Raw genomic sequence first — 16,003 nt, 5'->3', positions numbered from 1 at the left:
GCGATTCCATCTAAACCGGATCTGCTCTAGACTGCGGCAGCGCCGGGTACGATAGCCCCTGAAACCCACCACCTCTGGATCAAGCTCCAATGCTTAAGCTCACCGTGAAGCACAGCACGGTCTACCGCTACCGGCAGCCGGTCAGCTTTGGCGAACACCGCCTTATGTTCCGTCCGCGCGGCAGCCACGACCTGCGGGTCATCGATACTGCGCTGTCCATCAATCCGGCGGCGCAGATCACCTGGATGCACGATGTCTTCTCCAATTCGATCGCGGTCGTGCAGTTTGCCGAGCAGGCCGAGGAACTGCGTTTCGAGAGCCGGATCGAGATCGAGCATTTCGGCCTCAATTCGCCCGTGTTTCATGTGGACGAGTACGCGCAGACCTTTCCCTTCTGCTACGACGCCGACGAAGCGGCGGACCTTGGCCGCTGTGACGAGCGTCACTACCCTGACCCGCAGCGCCGGATCGATGCCTGGGCCCGGTCATTTCTGGAGCAGGGGCTGAACAGCAACACACAGGATGTGCTGTTTCAGATCAATCTGGCGATCAATCGCCAGTTCACCTATCAGCGCCGCTACAGTGTCGGGGTTCAGTCTCCGCTGGAGACCCTCAATCTGGGCAGCGGGACCTGCCGGGATCTTGCGGTCTTCATGATGGAGGCCGTGCGTTCCCTGGGCTTCGCCGCGCGTTTCGTCTCGGGTTATCTCTACGACCCTCTGCTCGACAGCAATGCGCCGGTCACCGGTCAAGGCGCAATGACGGTAGAAGGAGCGGATCGGGTGAAGGTTGCGGTTCGGGGTTCGGGTGACACGCATGCCTGGGTTCAGGTCTACATTCCTGGCGCCGGCTGGGTCGAGTACGACCCTACCAACGGACTTGTCGGCGGTGCCAACCTCATCAAGGTCGCGGTGGCGAGAGATCCCTCTCAAGCTATTCCTCTCCAGGGAAGCTATATCGGATCGAGCGATGCTTTCGAGGAAATGCAGGTCGATGTCGAGGTTTCGACCGGTGACAGCTCTTCATAAAGACTTAACCATCGCAGAGGTGCCGCCCCCTGCTCCTGAGATTTTTCATTCCGCGTGCGAAGAACCGGATTATCTTTAAATTCATAGAGATAGAGGGTAGTTTCAGGCCGACAGTCACCCTAACGTGATTCGCCAGTGATCTGAGCCGCCCCCTACTCTCCAGCCATGAAAATACTCCCTTCGTTTCTTCTTGCCGGGACTGTTGCCGCCGTTGTGGTGGGCGTGAGCTGGCATGCCTCCAAGATTCCGTCCGGGTCTTCGCCGGCCTGGGCCGGATCCGAAGCCGCCACGGTTCCGCTTCAACTCGCCTCCGACACCTCTGGTGAGACACGTCCGGTCGTGGTTGAGCTCTTCACGTCGCAGGGCTGCAGTTCCTGTCCGCCCGCCGATGCGCTTTTGGGCGAACTGGCGGATCAGCCCGGCATCATCGCCCTGGCCCATCACGTGGACTATTGGGATTATATCGGCTGGAAGGATCCCTTCGCCCGGCCCGAGGCCACCAAGCGTCAGCGCCGCTACGCCGAAGAGTTGGGTGCGCGTTTTATCTACACGCCGCAGATGGTGATCGACGGTCAGATCGACGTGGTCGGCTCCCGCCGGGCGCAGGTGATCAGCTCCGTGGTGACGGCACAGACGACCGGCGAGAGCCTGGATATTCAAATCGAGGAACGCGCCACCCTTGCCACGGTCAGGATTCCCGCTGGCGCGAAACCGGCCAGGCCGGCGACAGTCTGGATGGCGGTCTTTGATGACGAACACCGCACCGATGTCCGGCGCGGCGAGAACTCAGGCCGTGAACTGGTCGACGCCAATGTGGTGCGGGAGTTCGTCTCGATCGGAACCTGGGACGGGGAAGCGCTTGAACTCTCGGTCGACCTTGCCGACGCCATCGCCGAAGGACGCGGCGGCTGCGCGATCTTCGTTCAGGAAGGCGGCGTGGGCCGCATTCTCGGTGCCGCCCTGATGCCGCTGGATAGCGGCGGCACTTGAGGAGAGTCCGGAGTCGGTCCTGTTCGGTTGCTGCTTACAAAGCGCCCGGTTCGCCGACGCTGATGACCCTGCGGATTTCGTCCGTTCTGAAACCAAGAGCCATGGGTCGGGTTGCGCCGGGTAGAGTGACAACATCGTAGAGTTCTTCGACGACTCCTTCGATCCGCAGCCAATGCACGATGTCACCGCTTTTTAGATCGATGACCATCAGTCCGCAGCGCGCGTCGCTACCCGCCTTTGACAGATTTTCGTCCAAGGCCAGGCCGCCGAAGGTCTGGTTTCCTCGTGGCCTGGAGAGTCCCACCACGGCAAAGTCGCCACTAAAGGTCAATCCGCGCAGATAACCCGGGCAGAAAGCAACGCGCTCGAAACGGCCGTCTTGCGGATCGACGAAGCCGAAGTAACCCGTGCCGGAGTCCAGGAGCCACAGACGCCTGTTATGGAGACGGGGAGAGTGGGGCATCGAGAGGCCGGTTGTCACGACTTCGCCACTCGGCACATCGATAACGCAGCCGCCATCCGCGCGCTTGTCGCGCCAACCGTCGGCCACGTCCGACTGACTGACCGCCGTTACGAAACGGGGCCGGCCGTCTTCCATGGCGAGGCCGTTCAGGTGACAGCGGTCCTCGGCGGCGAGTTTGCTCAAGAATGGCGGTTGCCAAAGCGGAATGAAACTCCGCTCCGGACTGACGGTCGCCAGACAGCCGAACAGCGTGTTGACGAAAATCACCCGCCCATTGCCGTCCACCGCAACATCATGGATATCGAGATCACCTGTCGTGTAGGCGACCTGCGGCAGGTAGAGGCGGTCGTAACCTTGCGCTGATTGACCGGGCTCCGTGACATTCTGAAAGCGCCAGAGCTGGTAAAGCGTACTCATCCAGAGGCCGTTCTCGTCGCTGCAGAGGCCCATGCAGCGATTGAAACTGCGTTCGAAAATCGACAGTCGGCCGTCCGGCTGCAGTCCGATCAGGAAGAGCTTTCCGGCTTGATAAGTGGTGAAGGAGAGGCTGCATCGCTGCTCCGCCAGCCAGTTGGGAAACTGGCGTGACGGTGTCAAGGCGACCTTGGCAACCGGGTCAGCGCCGCTTGGGCTGCGGCCAATCTGGTTTTGACCGGTCTGGTTTTGACCGGTTGTGGGTTCGGCAGTCAGGGTGTTGGGGGCCGTTGCCGGGTCTTCTGTCTCGATAGCATCCATCTCGTTGCGTGCCCTCAGACCGTATCCAGAATGATTGTGACATCGCTCTCGGCCAGCAGCCGCGCCTCGGTGCTGTCGGAGGCATAGACATCGTAGCTCGTGCCGTCGACCACTTCACTGCCGACCGCCAAGAAGTCACCGCTCAATGTGACCGCGTCGCCGCTGTCGCCAAAGACCAGCAGGTCGCTGGTTTCGTCGGAAAGTTGCAGCAGATCCTGGATACCAAGCGCCGTGCTGTTGTCGCCGCTACCGGTTAAGTCGATAGCCTCGATACCGGTGACTCTGGAGGAACTGTCGATCAGGGTGAAGTCCAGATCGATATTGGCGCCATCCATGACCAGCGTGTCCAATCCGTTCCCGCCGTCGATCCGCCCGAAGCCGGTATCGCTGATGGTCAGCAGATCGTCGCCGGCCCCGGCGCGGATCACATCCGCGCCACCGCCGCCGGTCAGGCTGTCATCGCCCAGTCCGCCGATCAGGATGTCCGCACCTGCCGTGCCTGTGGTGTTGACCGAAGTTCCATCGCCACCGAAGGCCCCGCCGAAGATCACATAGGCTTCACCGGCGGAAGGCCCGCCATCGTCGCCACGCGGCGCTCCAAGGATCAGATCGTCGTAACCGTCGCCGTTGACATCGCCCGCTGTCGAGACGCTGGTGCCCGCCCGGTCCCCGGCCTCATCGCCCTGAATGATGAAACCATCGGCTGGTGCAAGGTTGGAGAGGTCGATGGTCCCGAACCCCGAGGACTTGCCGAAAACCACGTAGGCCTCCCCGGCACCGTCGCCGCCATCGTCGCCGTAGGCCGCGCCGATGATCAGATCGTCAAAGCCATCGCCGTTAATGTCGCCTGCCGTCGCCACGCTGCCGCCGGCGCCGTCCCAGGGCATGTCGCCTTGGATGGAGAACCCGTCCGCCGGGGCCAGGTTGGTAAGATCAACGTTCTCAAGACCGGACGCCTTGCCGAAAACCACGGAGGCCCCGCCCGCGGTGGTCGTTCCATCAGAGAGAATCAGATCGTCGAAACCATCCCCGTTGACATCTCCGGCAGTCGAGACAGTTCTGCCCGCTGCACTGCTCTGAAACAGAAAGCCGTCCGCGGGGGCAAGATTCGCGAGATCGATGTTGCCGAACCCGGAGGCTTTACCATAGATCACTGCGGCTTCGGTCGAAGCCGTGGCGCCGACGATCATATCATCGAAACCATCGCCATTCAGGTCTCCGGCCTTTGAGATGCTGATGCTGAAGTTATCATCGGGAGCTGCGCCCTGAATGATAAAGCCGTCTGCAGGGGCGAAGTTGGAGAGGTCAACAGTCCCGAAGCCCGATCCCTTGCCGAAGAGGACATAGGCCTCACCGGCATTATATCCGCCGTCATCGCCGCGGCGCGCGCCGACGATGATATCGTCGAAGCCATCGCCATTAATATCACCGGCGTCTGAAACGCTTGTGCCGAGGAAGTCGCCGATGGCATCGCCCTGGATCGTGAAACCATCCGACCCTAAGGGGCTCGCCAGGTCGATGGTGCCGAAACCGGAGGCCTTGCCGAAGATCACATGGGCGTTGCCGGGGAAATCGCCTTTGTTGGCACCGCCCGCGGCGCCGATGATGATGTCATCGAAGCCGTCACCATTCATATCGCCTGCCGAGGAAACCGCCTGTCCGGCCCCGTCGCCCCGGTCCGCGCCCTGGATGATGAAGCCGTCCGATGGGGCCAGATTTGAGAGATCGACGGTGCCGAAACCTGACGCTTTACCGAAGACCACGTAACCCTCGCCGGCGCCGACGCCTCCGTCATTGCCAAGGAATGCGCCCACAATGACGTCGTCAAAGCCGTCACCATTCACATCGCCGGCATTTGAGACACTGCGGCCCGCCGCGTCGCTGTTCGCATCGCCCTGGATGATGAAGCCCTGCTCCGCAGGCAGGCCGGTCAGGTCGATCAGTGAGGGGAAGTCGACCGTTACGCCCTGTTCGACCCGCACCTCGGCATTGCCAAGTACGTAACGATCGAAGGTATCAGCACCCTCGGTGATGCTGCCCGCATTGACCCAGCCGATCTCATCGAAAGATACACTGTCGCCCGCGTTACCCGTCACCCGCAGGACCGCGGTGCCGCCGCTGCGCTCCTCGGTGATGTCGAAAACGTTGAGCTGATTGAGGCTCAGGCTGTTGTCGCCGCTGCCGGTCAGGTCGATGGTCTCGATGCTGTTAATTTCGGCGGGCAGGATCTGAGTCAGATCAAGATCCAGGTTCGCGCCGTCGAGCACCAGGCTGTCGAAACCCGTGCCGCCGTCGATCCGTCCGAAACCGGTGTCGCTGACGGTCAGCAGATCGTCGCCGGCCCCGGCGCGGATCACATCCGCACCACCACCGCCGGTCAGGCTGTCATCGCCCAGTCCGCCGATCAGGATATCCGCACCTGCCGTCCCCGTGGTGTTGACCGAAGTTCCATCGCCGCCGAAGGCCCCGCCGAAAATCACATAGGCTTCACCAGCGGAAGGCCCGCCATCGTCGCCACGCGGCGCGCCGACAATGAGATCGTCGTAACCGTCGCCGTTGATATCGCCCGCTGTCGAGACACTGCTGCCCGCCCGGTCTCCGGCCTCATCGCCCTGAATGATGAAACCATCCGCGGGCGCCAGGTTGGAGAGGTCGATGGTCCCGAAGCCCGAGGCCTTGCCGAAGATCACGTAGGCCTCGCCGGCATTGATCCCGCCATCGTCACCGTAAGGTGCGCCGATAATCAGATCGTCGAAACCATCTCCGTTGATGTCCCCGGCCGTGGCCAGCTTTCGTCCGGCACTATCCCCATCCGTGTCTCCTTGGATGAAAAAACCATCCGCAGAGGTCAGATTGTTCGCATCAAGACTTCCGAGACCGGAGGCCTTACCAAAAACCACGTAGGCGCTTCCTGCGTTAACGCCTCCATCGTCGTTCCTTGGATCGGCCAGAATGAGATCGTCGAAACCGTCGCCGTTAACGTCCCCCGCCGTCGAGACAATGTCACCCGTCAGACTGCTTTGGAAAGCAAAGCCGTCCGCCGGAGCGACGTTTGCCAGGTCGATGGTGCCGAAACCGGAAGCCTTGCCGAAGATGACGGTAGCGCCGGTTGAGGCTGTGGCACCGATGATCATGTCGTCGAAGCCATCGCCATTAATGTCGCCGGCCTTGGAGAGGCTGTAGCTGGCGTTATCATTGGGAGATGCGCCTTGAATGATAAAGCCGTCTGCGGGGGCGAGATTGGAAAGATCGACGGTGCCGAAGCCGGATCCCTTGCCAAAGAGCACGTAGGCCTCGCCGGCGTTGTAGCCGCCGTCATCGCCCCTGCGCGCGCCAACGATGATATCGTCGAAGCCGTCGCCGTTAATGTCTCCGGCATCCGAAACTCTCGTGCCAAGAAAATCGCCGATGGCATCGCCCTGGATCGTGAAACCGTCCGCCCCCAAGGGGTTCGCCAGGTCGATGGTTCCAAAGCCTGATGCTTTGCCGAAGATCACATGGGCGTTGCCCGGGAAGTCGCCTTTATCAGCGCCGCCTGCGGCGCCGATGATCACATCGTTGAAACCGTCGCCGTTCACATCGCCGGCCGAGGACACACTCTGTCCGGCCCAGTCTCCCCGGTCCGCGCCCTGGATAATGAAGCCATCTGTCGAGGTAAGGTTCGAGAGGTCGATTGTTCCGAAACCCGAGGCCTTGCCGAAGACCACGTAACCTTCCCCGGCACTGACATCGCCGTCGTCGCCGAGCAGCGCGCCGACGATAACATCATCGAAGCCGTCGCCGTTGATGTCACCTGCAGATGAGACGTCGAAGCCGGCAAAATCGCCAACTGCATCACCCTGAATGATAAAGCCCTGGTCCGCAGGCAGGCCGGTCAGATCGATGAGCGCAGGGAAGTCCACCGTTACGCCCTGTTCGATCCGGACCTCCGCGTTGCCCAGGACATAGCGGTCGAAGGTGTCGGCGCCTTCGGTGATGCTGCCCGCGTTGACCCAGCCGATTTCGTCGAAGGACACGCTGTCGCCTGTGTTGCCCGTCACCCGCAGGACCGCGGTGCCGCTGCTGCGCTCCTCGGTGATGTCGAAAACGTTGAGCTGATTAAGGCTCAGGCTGTTGTCGCCGCTGCCGGTCAGGTCGATGGTCTCGATGCTGTCGATTTCGGCGGGCAGGATCTGAGTCAGATCGAGATTCAGGTTCGCGCCGTCGAGCACCAGGCTGTCGAAACCCGTGCCGCCGTCGATCCGCCCGAAGCCGGTATCGCTGATGGTCAGCAGATCGTCGCCGGCCCCGGCGCGGATCACATCCGCGCCACCGCCGCCGGTCAGGCTGTCATCGCCCAGTCCGCCGATCAGGATATCCGCACCTGCCGTGCCTGTGGTGTTGACCGAAGTTCCATCGCCGCCGAAGGCCCCGCCGAAGATCACGTAGCCGGCACCGGCGGAAGGCCCGCCGCTCCCGCTCCCGGGAGCGCCGACAAACAGGTCTTCGTAACCGTCGCCGTTGACATCACCTGCGGCCGACACGCTTTGACCCGCCCGGCCGAAGACTTCGTCGCCCTGAATGCTGAAACCATCCGCGGGCGCCAGATTCGTGAGGTCGATGGTCCCGAAGCCACTGGCCTTGCCGAAGATCACGTAGGCTTCGCCGGCATTGTAATCGCCATCATCACCGTAGGCCGCCCCGACGATGAGATCATCGTAGCCATCGCCATTCACGTCGCCTGCGCCGGAAACACTCTGTCCGGCGCTATCGCCGGCGGCGTCACCCTGGATGATGAAGCCGTCCGCCGGGACGAGGCTCGAGAGATCGACGCTCCCGAAACCGGATGCCTTGCCGAAGACCACATAGGCTTCGCCTGCGCCCAGCCCGCCGTCGTCTCCGCTGTAGGCACCAACGATCAGATCGTCGAAGCCATCGCCATTGACGTCGCCTGCGGCAGAAACGCTCTGGCCGACCAGGTCACCCGCAACATCGCCCTGGATAACGAAACCATCCGCCGGCGCGAGACCGGTCAGATCGATGGTGCCGAAACCCGAGGCCTTGCCGAAAACCACATAGGCTTCGCCCGCATTGTAGCCGCCGTCATCGCCGGACACCGCGCCAACGATCAGATCGTCGAAACCGTCGCCGTTCACGTCGCCGGCGCTCGAGACACTTCTGCCGGCGGCGTCACCTGCGGCGTCGCCCTGGATGATAAAGCCATCTTCGGGGGCCAGACTTGAAAGATCGATGTCTCCAACGCCATCCGCCGTGCCGAAGATCACGTAGGCTTCACCGGCATCGGCCCCACCATCATCACCACCCTGCGCACCGATGATGATATCGTCGAAGCCGTCGCCGTTCACGTCTCCCGCCGAGGAGACGGCGGAGCCGAGCCGATCGCCGATAGCGTCACCGCTGATCGTAAAGCCGTCCGTCGCCGACAGGTTGGCCAGGTCGATCGTGCCGAACCCGGAGGCCTTGCCGAAAATGACATGGGCGTTGCCCGGGAAGTCGCCTTTGTTGGCGCCTCCGGCGGCGCCGATGATGACGTCATCGAAACCGTCGCCGTTGACATCGCCCGCGGAGGATACGCTCTGTCCGGCCCAGTCGCCTGTCTCGGCGCCCTGAATGACAAAACCATCGGCCGGCGCCAGGTTGCTCAGATCGATGGTGCCGAACCCTGATGCCTTGCCGAAGACCACGTAGCCCTCGCCCGCGCCGTTCCCGCCGTCGTCACCCAGCAGCGCACCGATGAAAACATCATCGAAGCCGTCACCGTTGATGTCGCCCGCGGAAGAAACGCTTGTGCCGGCCAGGTCGGCTGCGCTGTCGCCTTGGATCATAAAACCCTCAGTAGCACTTAGGCCACTGAGATCGATGACAGTGGAGGAAGTCACAGCAAAACTCCGAGTAGAACCAGGGAATAACGAGGGCCGTGCACCGTCTTTGCGATGTTAACCACTTAAGGTAGTTGTTTTTATTGGTTTAACCGAGTTAGCTGAAGACTGTCAATCCAGATATATCGTATTGCGAGTTATAAATTTTTTACAACAACCATTAATAATTGTTGTTTCGCTGCGCGAATCCGAGGGTGGCCGCGGTATTTCGGAGGACAAAGAAGAGGCCGTCAACTCCAGGTTACGTCCTCTCCTGCAGATTCCGTGCCCGTAGCGATCATCGTAAATACAACCCCTGCGCAACCGAAATCCCTGCGTCACGCAGAGTTTGGTGTGGGAAAACTCAGCGGCGCGAATCGGGAGCGCAAGCCCAGCGGGCCAATGGATCTGGAAGCATCAGCAGGCTTCGCTGTTCCGGGATCCGCCGATGGCACTCTCCATCAGGCTTGCATCGGGCATGAGGGCGCTGATAACGGTCAGGCGCGTTGCCGCCTGCGTTATTCGAACTCAACGCGCGCGCTGTTTCCCCTCGAAAGGGTCTGGCCGAAATGGATCTGGCCGGAATGGATCTGGATCGACCCGGTCCCTCGGGGCCAAAACCGTCTCGACTTATGCCAGGCCTTTTTCGACCAGTCCGGAGAGACGGCGCGCGAAGGCGACCGGATCGGGCAGGGTCTCGCCTTCCAGGATGCGGGCCTGGTCCAGCAGCAGACCGGCGGCGTCCTGCAGTTCGTCCCCGGCGCCCTCCTGTCCGATCCGCTTGGCCAGCGCCTTGACCAGGCTGTGCTTCGGGTTGATTTCGAGCACCCGCTGCGCGCTGCTGTCCAGCTGGTTGTGCTGTTTCAGGATCCGCTCGAGATTGATGTCGATGTCACCTTCGTCGGCCACCAGGCAGACCGCGCTTTCGGTCAGGCGTTCGGACGCGCGCACATCCTTGACCTGTTCCTTGAGGGTCAGTTTCACGAAGGCGATCAGAGAATCGACGTTGGTATCGCCGCTGCCGGTCTCTTCCTCGCCCTCTTTTTCGTCTTTCTCTGCGCCGCCGATCTTGCCCAGATCGGCCCCGCCGCGGGTGACCGACTTGAAAGCCTTGCCTTCGAAGTCCGGGATCGAGGTGATCCAGAATTCGTCGACCGGGTCGCTGAAGAGCAGAACCTCCACGCCCTTGGCGGCAAAGCCTTCGAGCTGCGGGCTGCGCTTGATGTTCTCGCCGTCCGCACCGCTGATGTAGTAGATCGCGTCCTGGCCTTCCTTCATCCGGCTGACATAGTCGGCGAGGGTGGTCATGCCTTCTGCGGTGGTCGAGCGGAAGCGTGCCAGCTTGAGCAACGCTGCCCGCTGGCCGTCGTCCTCGTAGATGCCTTCCTTCAGGACCGCGCCGAAGTCGTTCCAGAACTTTTCGAAAGCCTCCGGGTCTTTCTCCGCCTTCTTGGTCAGCTCCGAGACCACGCGCTTGGCGACGCCGTTGCGGATCTTGGTCAGCAGCGGGTTGTGCTGCAGCATCTCGCGGCTGATGTTCAGCGGCAGGTCTTCGGTGTCGATCACGCCGCGCAGGAAGCGCAGATAGGGCGGGATCAGCTCCGCGCAGTCGTCGGTGATGAAGACCCGTCGCACGTAAAGCTTCACGCCGTGTTTTCGGTCCGGGTGGAAGAGGTCGAAGGGCTTGCTGGCCGGAATGAACAGCAGGCCGGTGTACTCGATCATGCCTTCCGCCTTGAAGTGCATGCGCTCCCAGGGTTCGTCGAAGGCGTGGGCGACGTGGTGGTAGAACTCGGTGTACTGCGCGTCGGTGATCTCGGACTTCGGGCGCGTCCAGATCGCCGAGGCCGTGTTCAGGCTCTCGGGCTCCTTGTCGCCTTCGCGCAGGGAGATGGGGATCGGGATATGGTCGGAATAGGTTTTCACGATCGTCCGCAGACGCATGGGGTCTGCGAACTCCGCCTGATCCTCGCGCAGGTGCAGGGTGATGCGGGTGCCGCGTTTCGGAGCGTCCTCGGCTTCGCCGATCGTAAACTCACCGCGGCCGTCCGAGACCCAGGACCAGGCCTGGTCTTCGCCGGCTCTCCGGCTGATAACCGAGACTTTGTCGGCGACCATGTAGGAGGAGTAGAAGCCGACGCCGAACTGGCCGATCAGATTGGTGCCGTCCTGTTTGCTGTCGAGTTGGTCCATGAAGGCGGCGGTTCCCGAACGTGCGATGGTGCCCAGGTTCTCGACCAGGTCTTCCCGGTTCATCCCGATGCCGTTGTCGGCGATGGTCAGGGTCTTCGCGTCCGTGTCGAGGGTCAGGTCGATTTTGAAGTCCGGATCGTCGGCGGTCAGCTCGGGCTGCGTCAGCGCGGCGTAGCGCAGGCGGTCGCAAGCGTCCGAGGCATTCGAGATCAGCTCCCTGAGAAAGATCTCCTTATTCGAGTAAAGGGAGTGCGCGACGATGTCCAAAAGCCGCGAGACTTCGGCCTGAAAGCTTAGCTTCTCTTCCGACATAAACTCTATTCCACTGGTGTTGTACGGTCTGTCTTCGTTTTGCTTCTTAGCGACCGGCTGTTGTGCCCGGTGCGATTCAATTGTTTAGTGTCCGAGTTCTGAAATTCAATGCCGAGAAACTCAGAACCTGGACCTATTGACTTCATATGTCGCAATGGCGCTGTCGTTGCAAGGGCTGCGAAGTGCCCCGTTCCGCCCCGGTCCCGCAAGAGAAGGAGAGCTCAGGCGTGCAAGAGTCCCGCGAAGACCGGATTGAGGAACGCCGCGCCATGTTGCGGGAAGTTGCGGCAGATGTGAGCGCGACCGCCGGTCATTTGGGGCGTGCGGCGCTCTCACCGGAGGTGGTCGCGGCTTTGGAAAAGGTGCCGCGCCATTGCTTCCTGCCGCCGGAGAGCCAGCATCTGGCTTACGAAAACCGTCCCCAGCGCATCGGGCACGGCCAGACTATATCCCAACCTTTCATTGTCGCGATCATGAGCGATCTCGCCGCCGTGAAGCCGGGAGACAAGGTCCTGGAGATCGGCACCGGTTGCGGCTATCAGTCGGCGGTACTGGCTGAACTGGGTGCCGAGGTTTATTCGCTCGAGCGGATTGCCCGGCTGGCGGAAACCGCCCGGGAGCGTCTGAACGGACTGGGTTACGGCGAGGCGGTTCATATTCGGGCAGGTGACGGCGCCCTGGGCTGGCCCGAGCATGCGCCTTACGACAGCATCGTCGTCACGGCCACCACCAACGCCCATGTCGTGGCCGAGCTCCTGAAACAGCTGGCCCCGGGCGGCCGCATGGTCGTGCCTCAGGTGATCGGCGAGGACGCTGGTGGCGGTGTTGACGCAGAAAAGGCCAAAGAGAAGACCGGAGAAAAGACCACAGACAAGGCGCCCAGCCTCGCCGGGATCCTTCCCTTCCGCCGCCGTCTCTTCGTGGAGCCTGACACGGATCTTTGTCTGATCACCAAAGACAGCGACGGGGCCTGCAGCACGGAGCGTCTGCTGCCCGTGGCTTTTGTTCCACTTGTCGAAGGCAAACCGGAAGACTGAATCCGGCTGAATCCGAGTAAGTCTCCGCTTAAATCTCCGCTTAAATCTCCTGGGCTCCATATATCGCCCTTGCATCCCACCTCGGCGCGAACGATCTTCTGACCATGTTTGACCCTTCCGACAGCCGGGTCGTCGCCGTTCTCGGTCCGACCAACACCGGCAAGACCTATCTCGCCATCGAACGCATGCTTGGGCATCACTCCGGGATGATCGGCTTTCCCCTGCGCCTGCTCGCGCGCGAAAACTACGACCGTGTCGTCAAGATCAAGGGCGCCTCCCGGGTCGCGCTGGTGACCGGCGAGGAAAAGATCGTCCCGCCGGGGGCCACCTACTTCATGTGCACGGTGGAATCCATGCCGGTCGACCGGGACGTCGACTTCCTGGCCATCGACGAGATCCAGCTCTGCGCCGATGCCGAGCGCGGACACATCTTCACCGACCGCCTGCTGCACGCCCGCGGCCGCAACGAGACCATGTTTCTGGGCGCGGAGACCATGCGCCCGCTGATGAAAAAGCTGGTGCCGGATGCCGTCTTTGAGCAACGGCCTCGTTTTTCCAAGCTCAGCTATGCGGGCGAGAAGAAGATCACCCGTCTGCCGCCGCGCTCGGCAGTGGTGACCTTCTCGGCGACCGACGTCTATGCCATGGCCGAGCTGCTGCGCCGCCAGCGCGGGGGAACCGCAGTGGTCTTGGGCGCTCTGAGTCCGCGGACCCGCAATGCCCAGGTAGGTATGTTCGAGGCAGGCGAGGTCGACTATCTGGTGGCGACCGATGCGATCGGCATGGGTCTCAATCTGAACCTGGATCATGTCGCCTTCGCCCGGCTGCGCAAGTTCGACGGGCGTATTCCGCGGCAGTTGACCGCCGCGGAGATCGGACAGATTGCCGGGCGCGCCGGACGGCATATGAACGACGGCACCTTCGGCACGACCGCGGACGCCGGGCCCCTGCCGTCCGAATTGATCGAGGTGGTCGAGACCCACGATTTCGAAATGCTGCGCCATGTGGTCTGGCGCAACCGCGAACTGGACATGAGCAGTCCGAAGGCGCTGCAGAAAAGCCTGCAGCAGCGCCCGCCCTTGCCTGAAATGCTGCGGGTCCGGGACTCAGAGGATCTGGCCGCTCTGATCTCGCTCAGTCAGGATAAGGAAGTGCTCGAGCTCGCGACCAACCCGGCGGCCATGCGCCTGCTGTGGGACGTGTGCCAGGTGCCCGATTTCCGCAAGATCCTCTCGGATCATCACAGCCGCCTGCTGGGCAGGATCTTCAAATATCTTGCTGCCGACGGGGCCCGTCTGCCGGACGATTGGGTCGCCGCCCAGATTGCGCGGATCGACCGGATCGACGGCGATATCGATTCCCTGGTTTCCAGAATTGCGGATATTCGAACCTGGACCTATATTTCGCACCGCGGCGACTGGCTGGAAGACGCCGCAGGCTGGCAGCAGAAGGCACGGGCGATCGAAGACCGGCTGTCCGATGCTCTGCATGAACGCCTTACACAACGTTTTGTCGACAAGCGCGCCATGGTTCTGGCACGCCGTAATGAGGGAGTAGAGCCATTGGCAACGATCGTCGCCAGCGGTGAAGTTATGATCGAGGGAGAGTCTCTCGGCCGTTTGCGCGGATTCCGGTTCGATCTGGACGCGGCGGTGTCGCCCGACCACGCGCGTGCGTCGCTCGCGGCCGTGCGCGACGTTCTGGCGGGCGAGATCCCGCAGCGGATCGTGAAGTTCGAACAGGATAATGACGGCAGCTTCCTGCTGGACCGCGAAGGCAAGCTGACCTGGCGCGGAGCCGAGGTCGGCCGTATCACGGCTGGCGAGACGGTTCTGGCCCCCTCTGTCGAAATCGCGGCGAGCGATTACCTGGACGGTCCCGGCCGCGAGCGTCTGCGGCAGCGTCTTGTCGCCTGGCTGAACCGCCATCTGCGGGCACAGCTCAAGCCGCTCTTCGGTCTGAATGCGCCTGAACTGAGCGGATCGGCCCGTGGCGTCGCCTATCAGATGATCGAAGCCCTGGGCCTTATTCCCCGCCATGCGGTTGCCCGGCAGATCTCCGCGCTTTCCAAGGCGGACCGCAAGGTGCTCGCGGAGTTGGGGGTGCGGATCGGGCGGGAGAGCATCTTCATGCCGGCGCTTCTCAATCCGAAAACGGCGGGATTGCGCTCGGTTCTCTGGGCGACCTTCGCAGGTCTTCCCGTTGCCGACCTTGCGGGGCCGGGCTACGAGGCGCCTGCGCCTCAGGCAGACGCCGCCCCCCAGGGTGATTCAGGGTCCGAACCTGAGGCCGGGACTCGGGCAAATTCAGAACCCGAAGAAGTTTCTGAACCCGAGGCAACTTCTGAAGCTCTTGCAGCATCCGAAACGCCTGCAGACTCCGCGCTCGAAGTCGCTCAAGAGTCAGCTGCGGAGATGCCGGCGGATGCCGCCGCTGACAGCAGTGCAGACCCGATTTTAGCAGACCCGGTTGAAGCGGTCCCGATTTCAGCAGACCCGGCTTCAGATGCTGCCGGAGACGACGCTGCTGCTGCCGGCGAAGCTCCGGCTTCCGGCGAAGCGATTGCAGCGGAAGCCGCTGCCGATCAAACCGCCGAGAAGGAAGCCGCGCAGCCATCCAAATCGGCGCCGGCGGTTCGCAAGGAACCTGACTTCGGCTTGCCGCACGACGGCATGCTGGCGCGCAGCGACAAACGCTCCGGCCGGTTTTTTCAGGCCATCGGCTACCGCCGCTTTGCCAATCGTTCCGGTGATGCTGTTCTGATCAAGGCTGATGCTCTGGAGCGGGTTTCCAACGAAGCGCACAAGCTGGCAAAGGAAGGTGCGTTCGCGCTGACACAGGGTTTGCGGTCGCGCGGGAAGTGCGGCGACGCCCTGCTGGAAATTCTACTGCCCGCGATCCGCTTTCAGCGCAGCCGTTCCGAGGATGGGGCTCTGGCCTTTGTCCGGAAATCGAGAAAAACCGAGACCCGCAATGCGGGCGGGCCAGACGGGAGGCCGGACGGGAGGTCGGAAGGCAAGTCTGACGCACGGCCTGACGGCAAACGTCGCGGAAGAGGGAAGCCAAGAAGCGAGTCCCCGGCCCCTGCGGGAGAAGTCGCGGCGGCGGCCATGGGCGCGGACGGGACCGGCAGCGGGGACGCAAAAGCGTCGCGTAGAAATAGAGGTGGAAGGTCAAGAACCCAAAAATTCGACAGCCAGAAATCGGGCAACCAGAACGCCGCTCACAAAAAGTCGGCTCAGTCTAACTCCGGTCAGACCAAATCCGGTCAGGCGAAGTCCGGCCACAAGACTGCGGGCAACACCCGGCGCTCGAAACCCGCAGACCGTATGGACCCAGATTCTCCCTTTGCCGTGCTGCGCAACATGTCCTTCAGCAAGTAGGCCG

The 16,003-nt window shown here is 62.2% G+C and carries 7 protein-coding genes; 4 read left to right on the top strand and 3 right to left on the bottom strand.

From position 1 onward, the window contains the following. Nucleotides 1–89 precede the first annotated feature (89 nt). Both FKG95_RS13090 and FKG95_RS13085 read left to right on the top strand, forming a co-directional pair. Entirely contained in the window at nt 90–1,028 is a 939-nt protein-coding gene (locus FKG95_RS13090; RefSeq protein WP_142896828.1) for a transglutaminase family protein, read from the top strand. Nucleotides 1,029–1,193: 165 nt separating this feature from the next. Further along, nucleotides 1,194–2,018 carry a DUF1223 domain-containing protein gene (locus FKG95_RS13085; protein ID WP_142896827.1) on the top strand — a complete coding sequence of 275 codons (825 nt, stop codon included), beginning with the start codon at nt 1,194–1,196 and terminating at the stop codon, nt 2,016–2,018. 34 nt (nt 2,019–2,052) lie between these two features. Here FKG95_RS13085 and FKG95_RS13080 read toward each other — a convergent pair whose 3' ends face one another. The 3 genes from FKG95_RS13080 to htpG all read right to left on the bottom strand — a co-directional run bounded on the left by FKG95_RS13080 (nt 2,053) and on the right by htpG (nt 11,579). Next, the gene (locus FKG95_RS13080; protein WP_142896826.1) at nt 2,053–3,216 is read right to left on the bottom strand and encodes a TIGR03032 family protein; all 1,164 of its coding nucleotides are present in this window, start codon (nt 3,214–3,216) and stop codon (nt 2,053–2,055) included. Between the two features lie 14 nt (nt 3,217–3,230). Then, on the bottom strand, nt 3,231–9,095 hold the full coding sequence (locus FKG95_RS13075) for an integrin alpha (RefSeq protein WP_142896825.1): 5,865 nt from the start codon (nt 9,093–9,095) through the stop codon (nt 3,231–3,233). 609 nt (nt 9,096–9,704) lie between these two features. Then, a complete protein-coding gene (htpG, locus tag FKG95_RS13070) occupies nt 9,705–11,579 on the bottom strand; it encodes a molecular chaperone HtpG (protein ID WP_142896824.1) in 1,875 nt (624 codons plus the stop codon). Nucleotides 11,580–11,806: 227 nt separating this feature from the next. Here htpG and FKG95_RS13065 point away from each other — a divergent pair, with 227 nt between their 5' ends. After that, nucleotides 11,807–12,616: a protein-L-isoaspartate(D-aspartate) O-methyltransferase gene (locus FKG95_RS13065; RefSeq protein ID WP_218940185.1), complete on the top strand. Its 810-nt coding sequence runs from the start codon at nt 11,807–11,809 to the stop codon at nt 12,614–12,616. A 104-nt stretch (nt 12,617–12,720) separates the two neighbouring features. Further along, on the top strand, nt 12,721–15,999 hold the full coding sequence (locus FKG95_RS13060; protein WP_142896823.1) for a helicase-related protein: 3,279 nt from the start codon (nt 12,721–12,723) through the stop codon (nt 15,997–15,999). The last annotated feature ends 4 nt before the right edge of the window (nt 16,000–16,003 follow it).

Origin of the sequence: Denitrobaculum tricleocarpae (assembly GCF_007004665.1) — a bacterium.
In the GTDB taxonomy this organism is placed as follows: Bacteria; Pseudomonadota; Alphaproteobacteria; order Kiloniellales; family Kiloniellaceae; genus Denitrobaculum; species Denitrobaculum tricleocarpae.
Note: the sequence above shows the minus strand (reverse complement) of the source record. Positions and strands in the feature narration are given on the sequence as shown.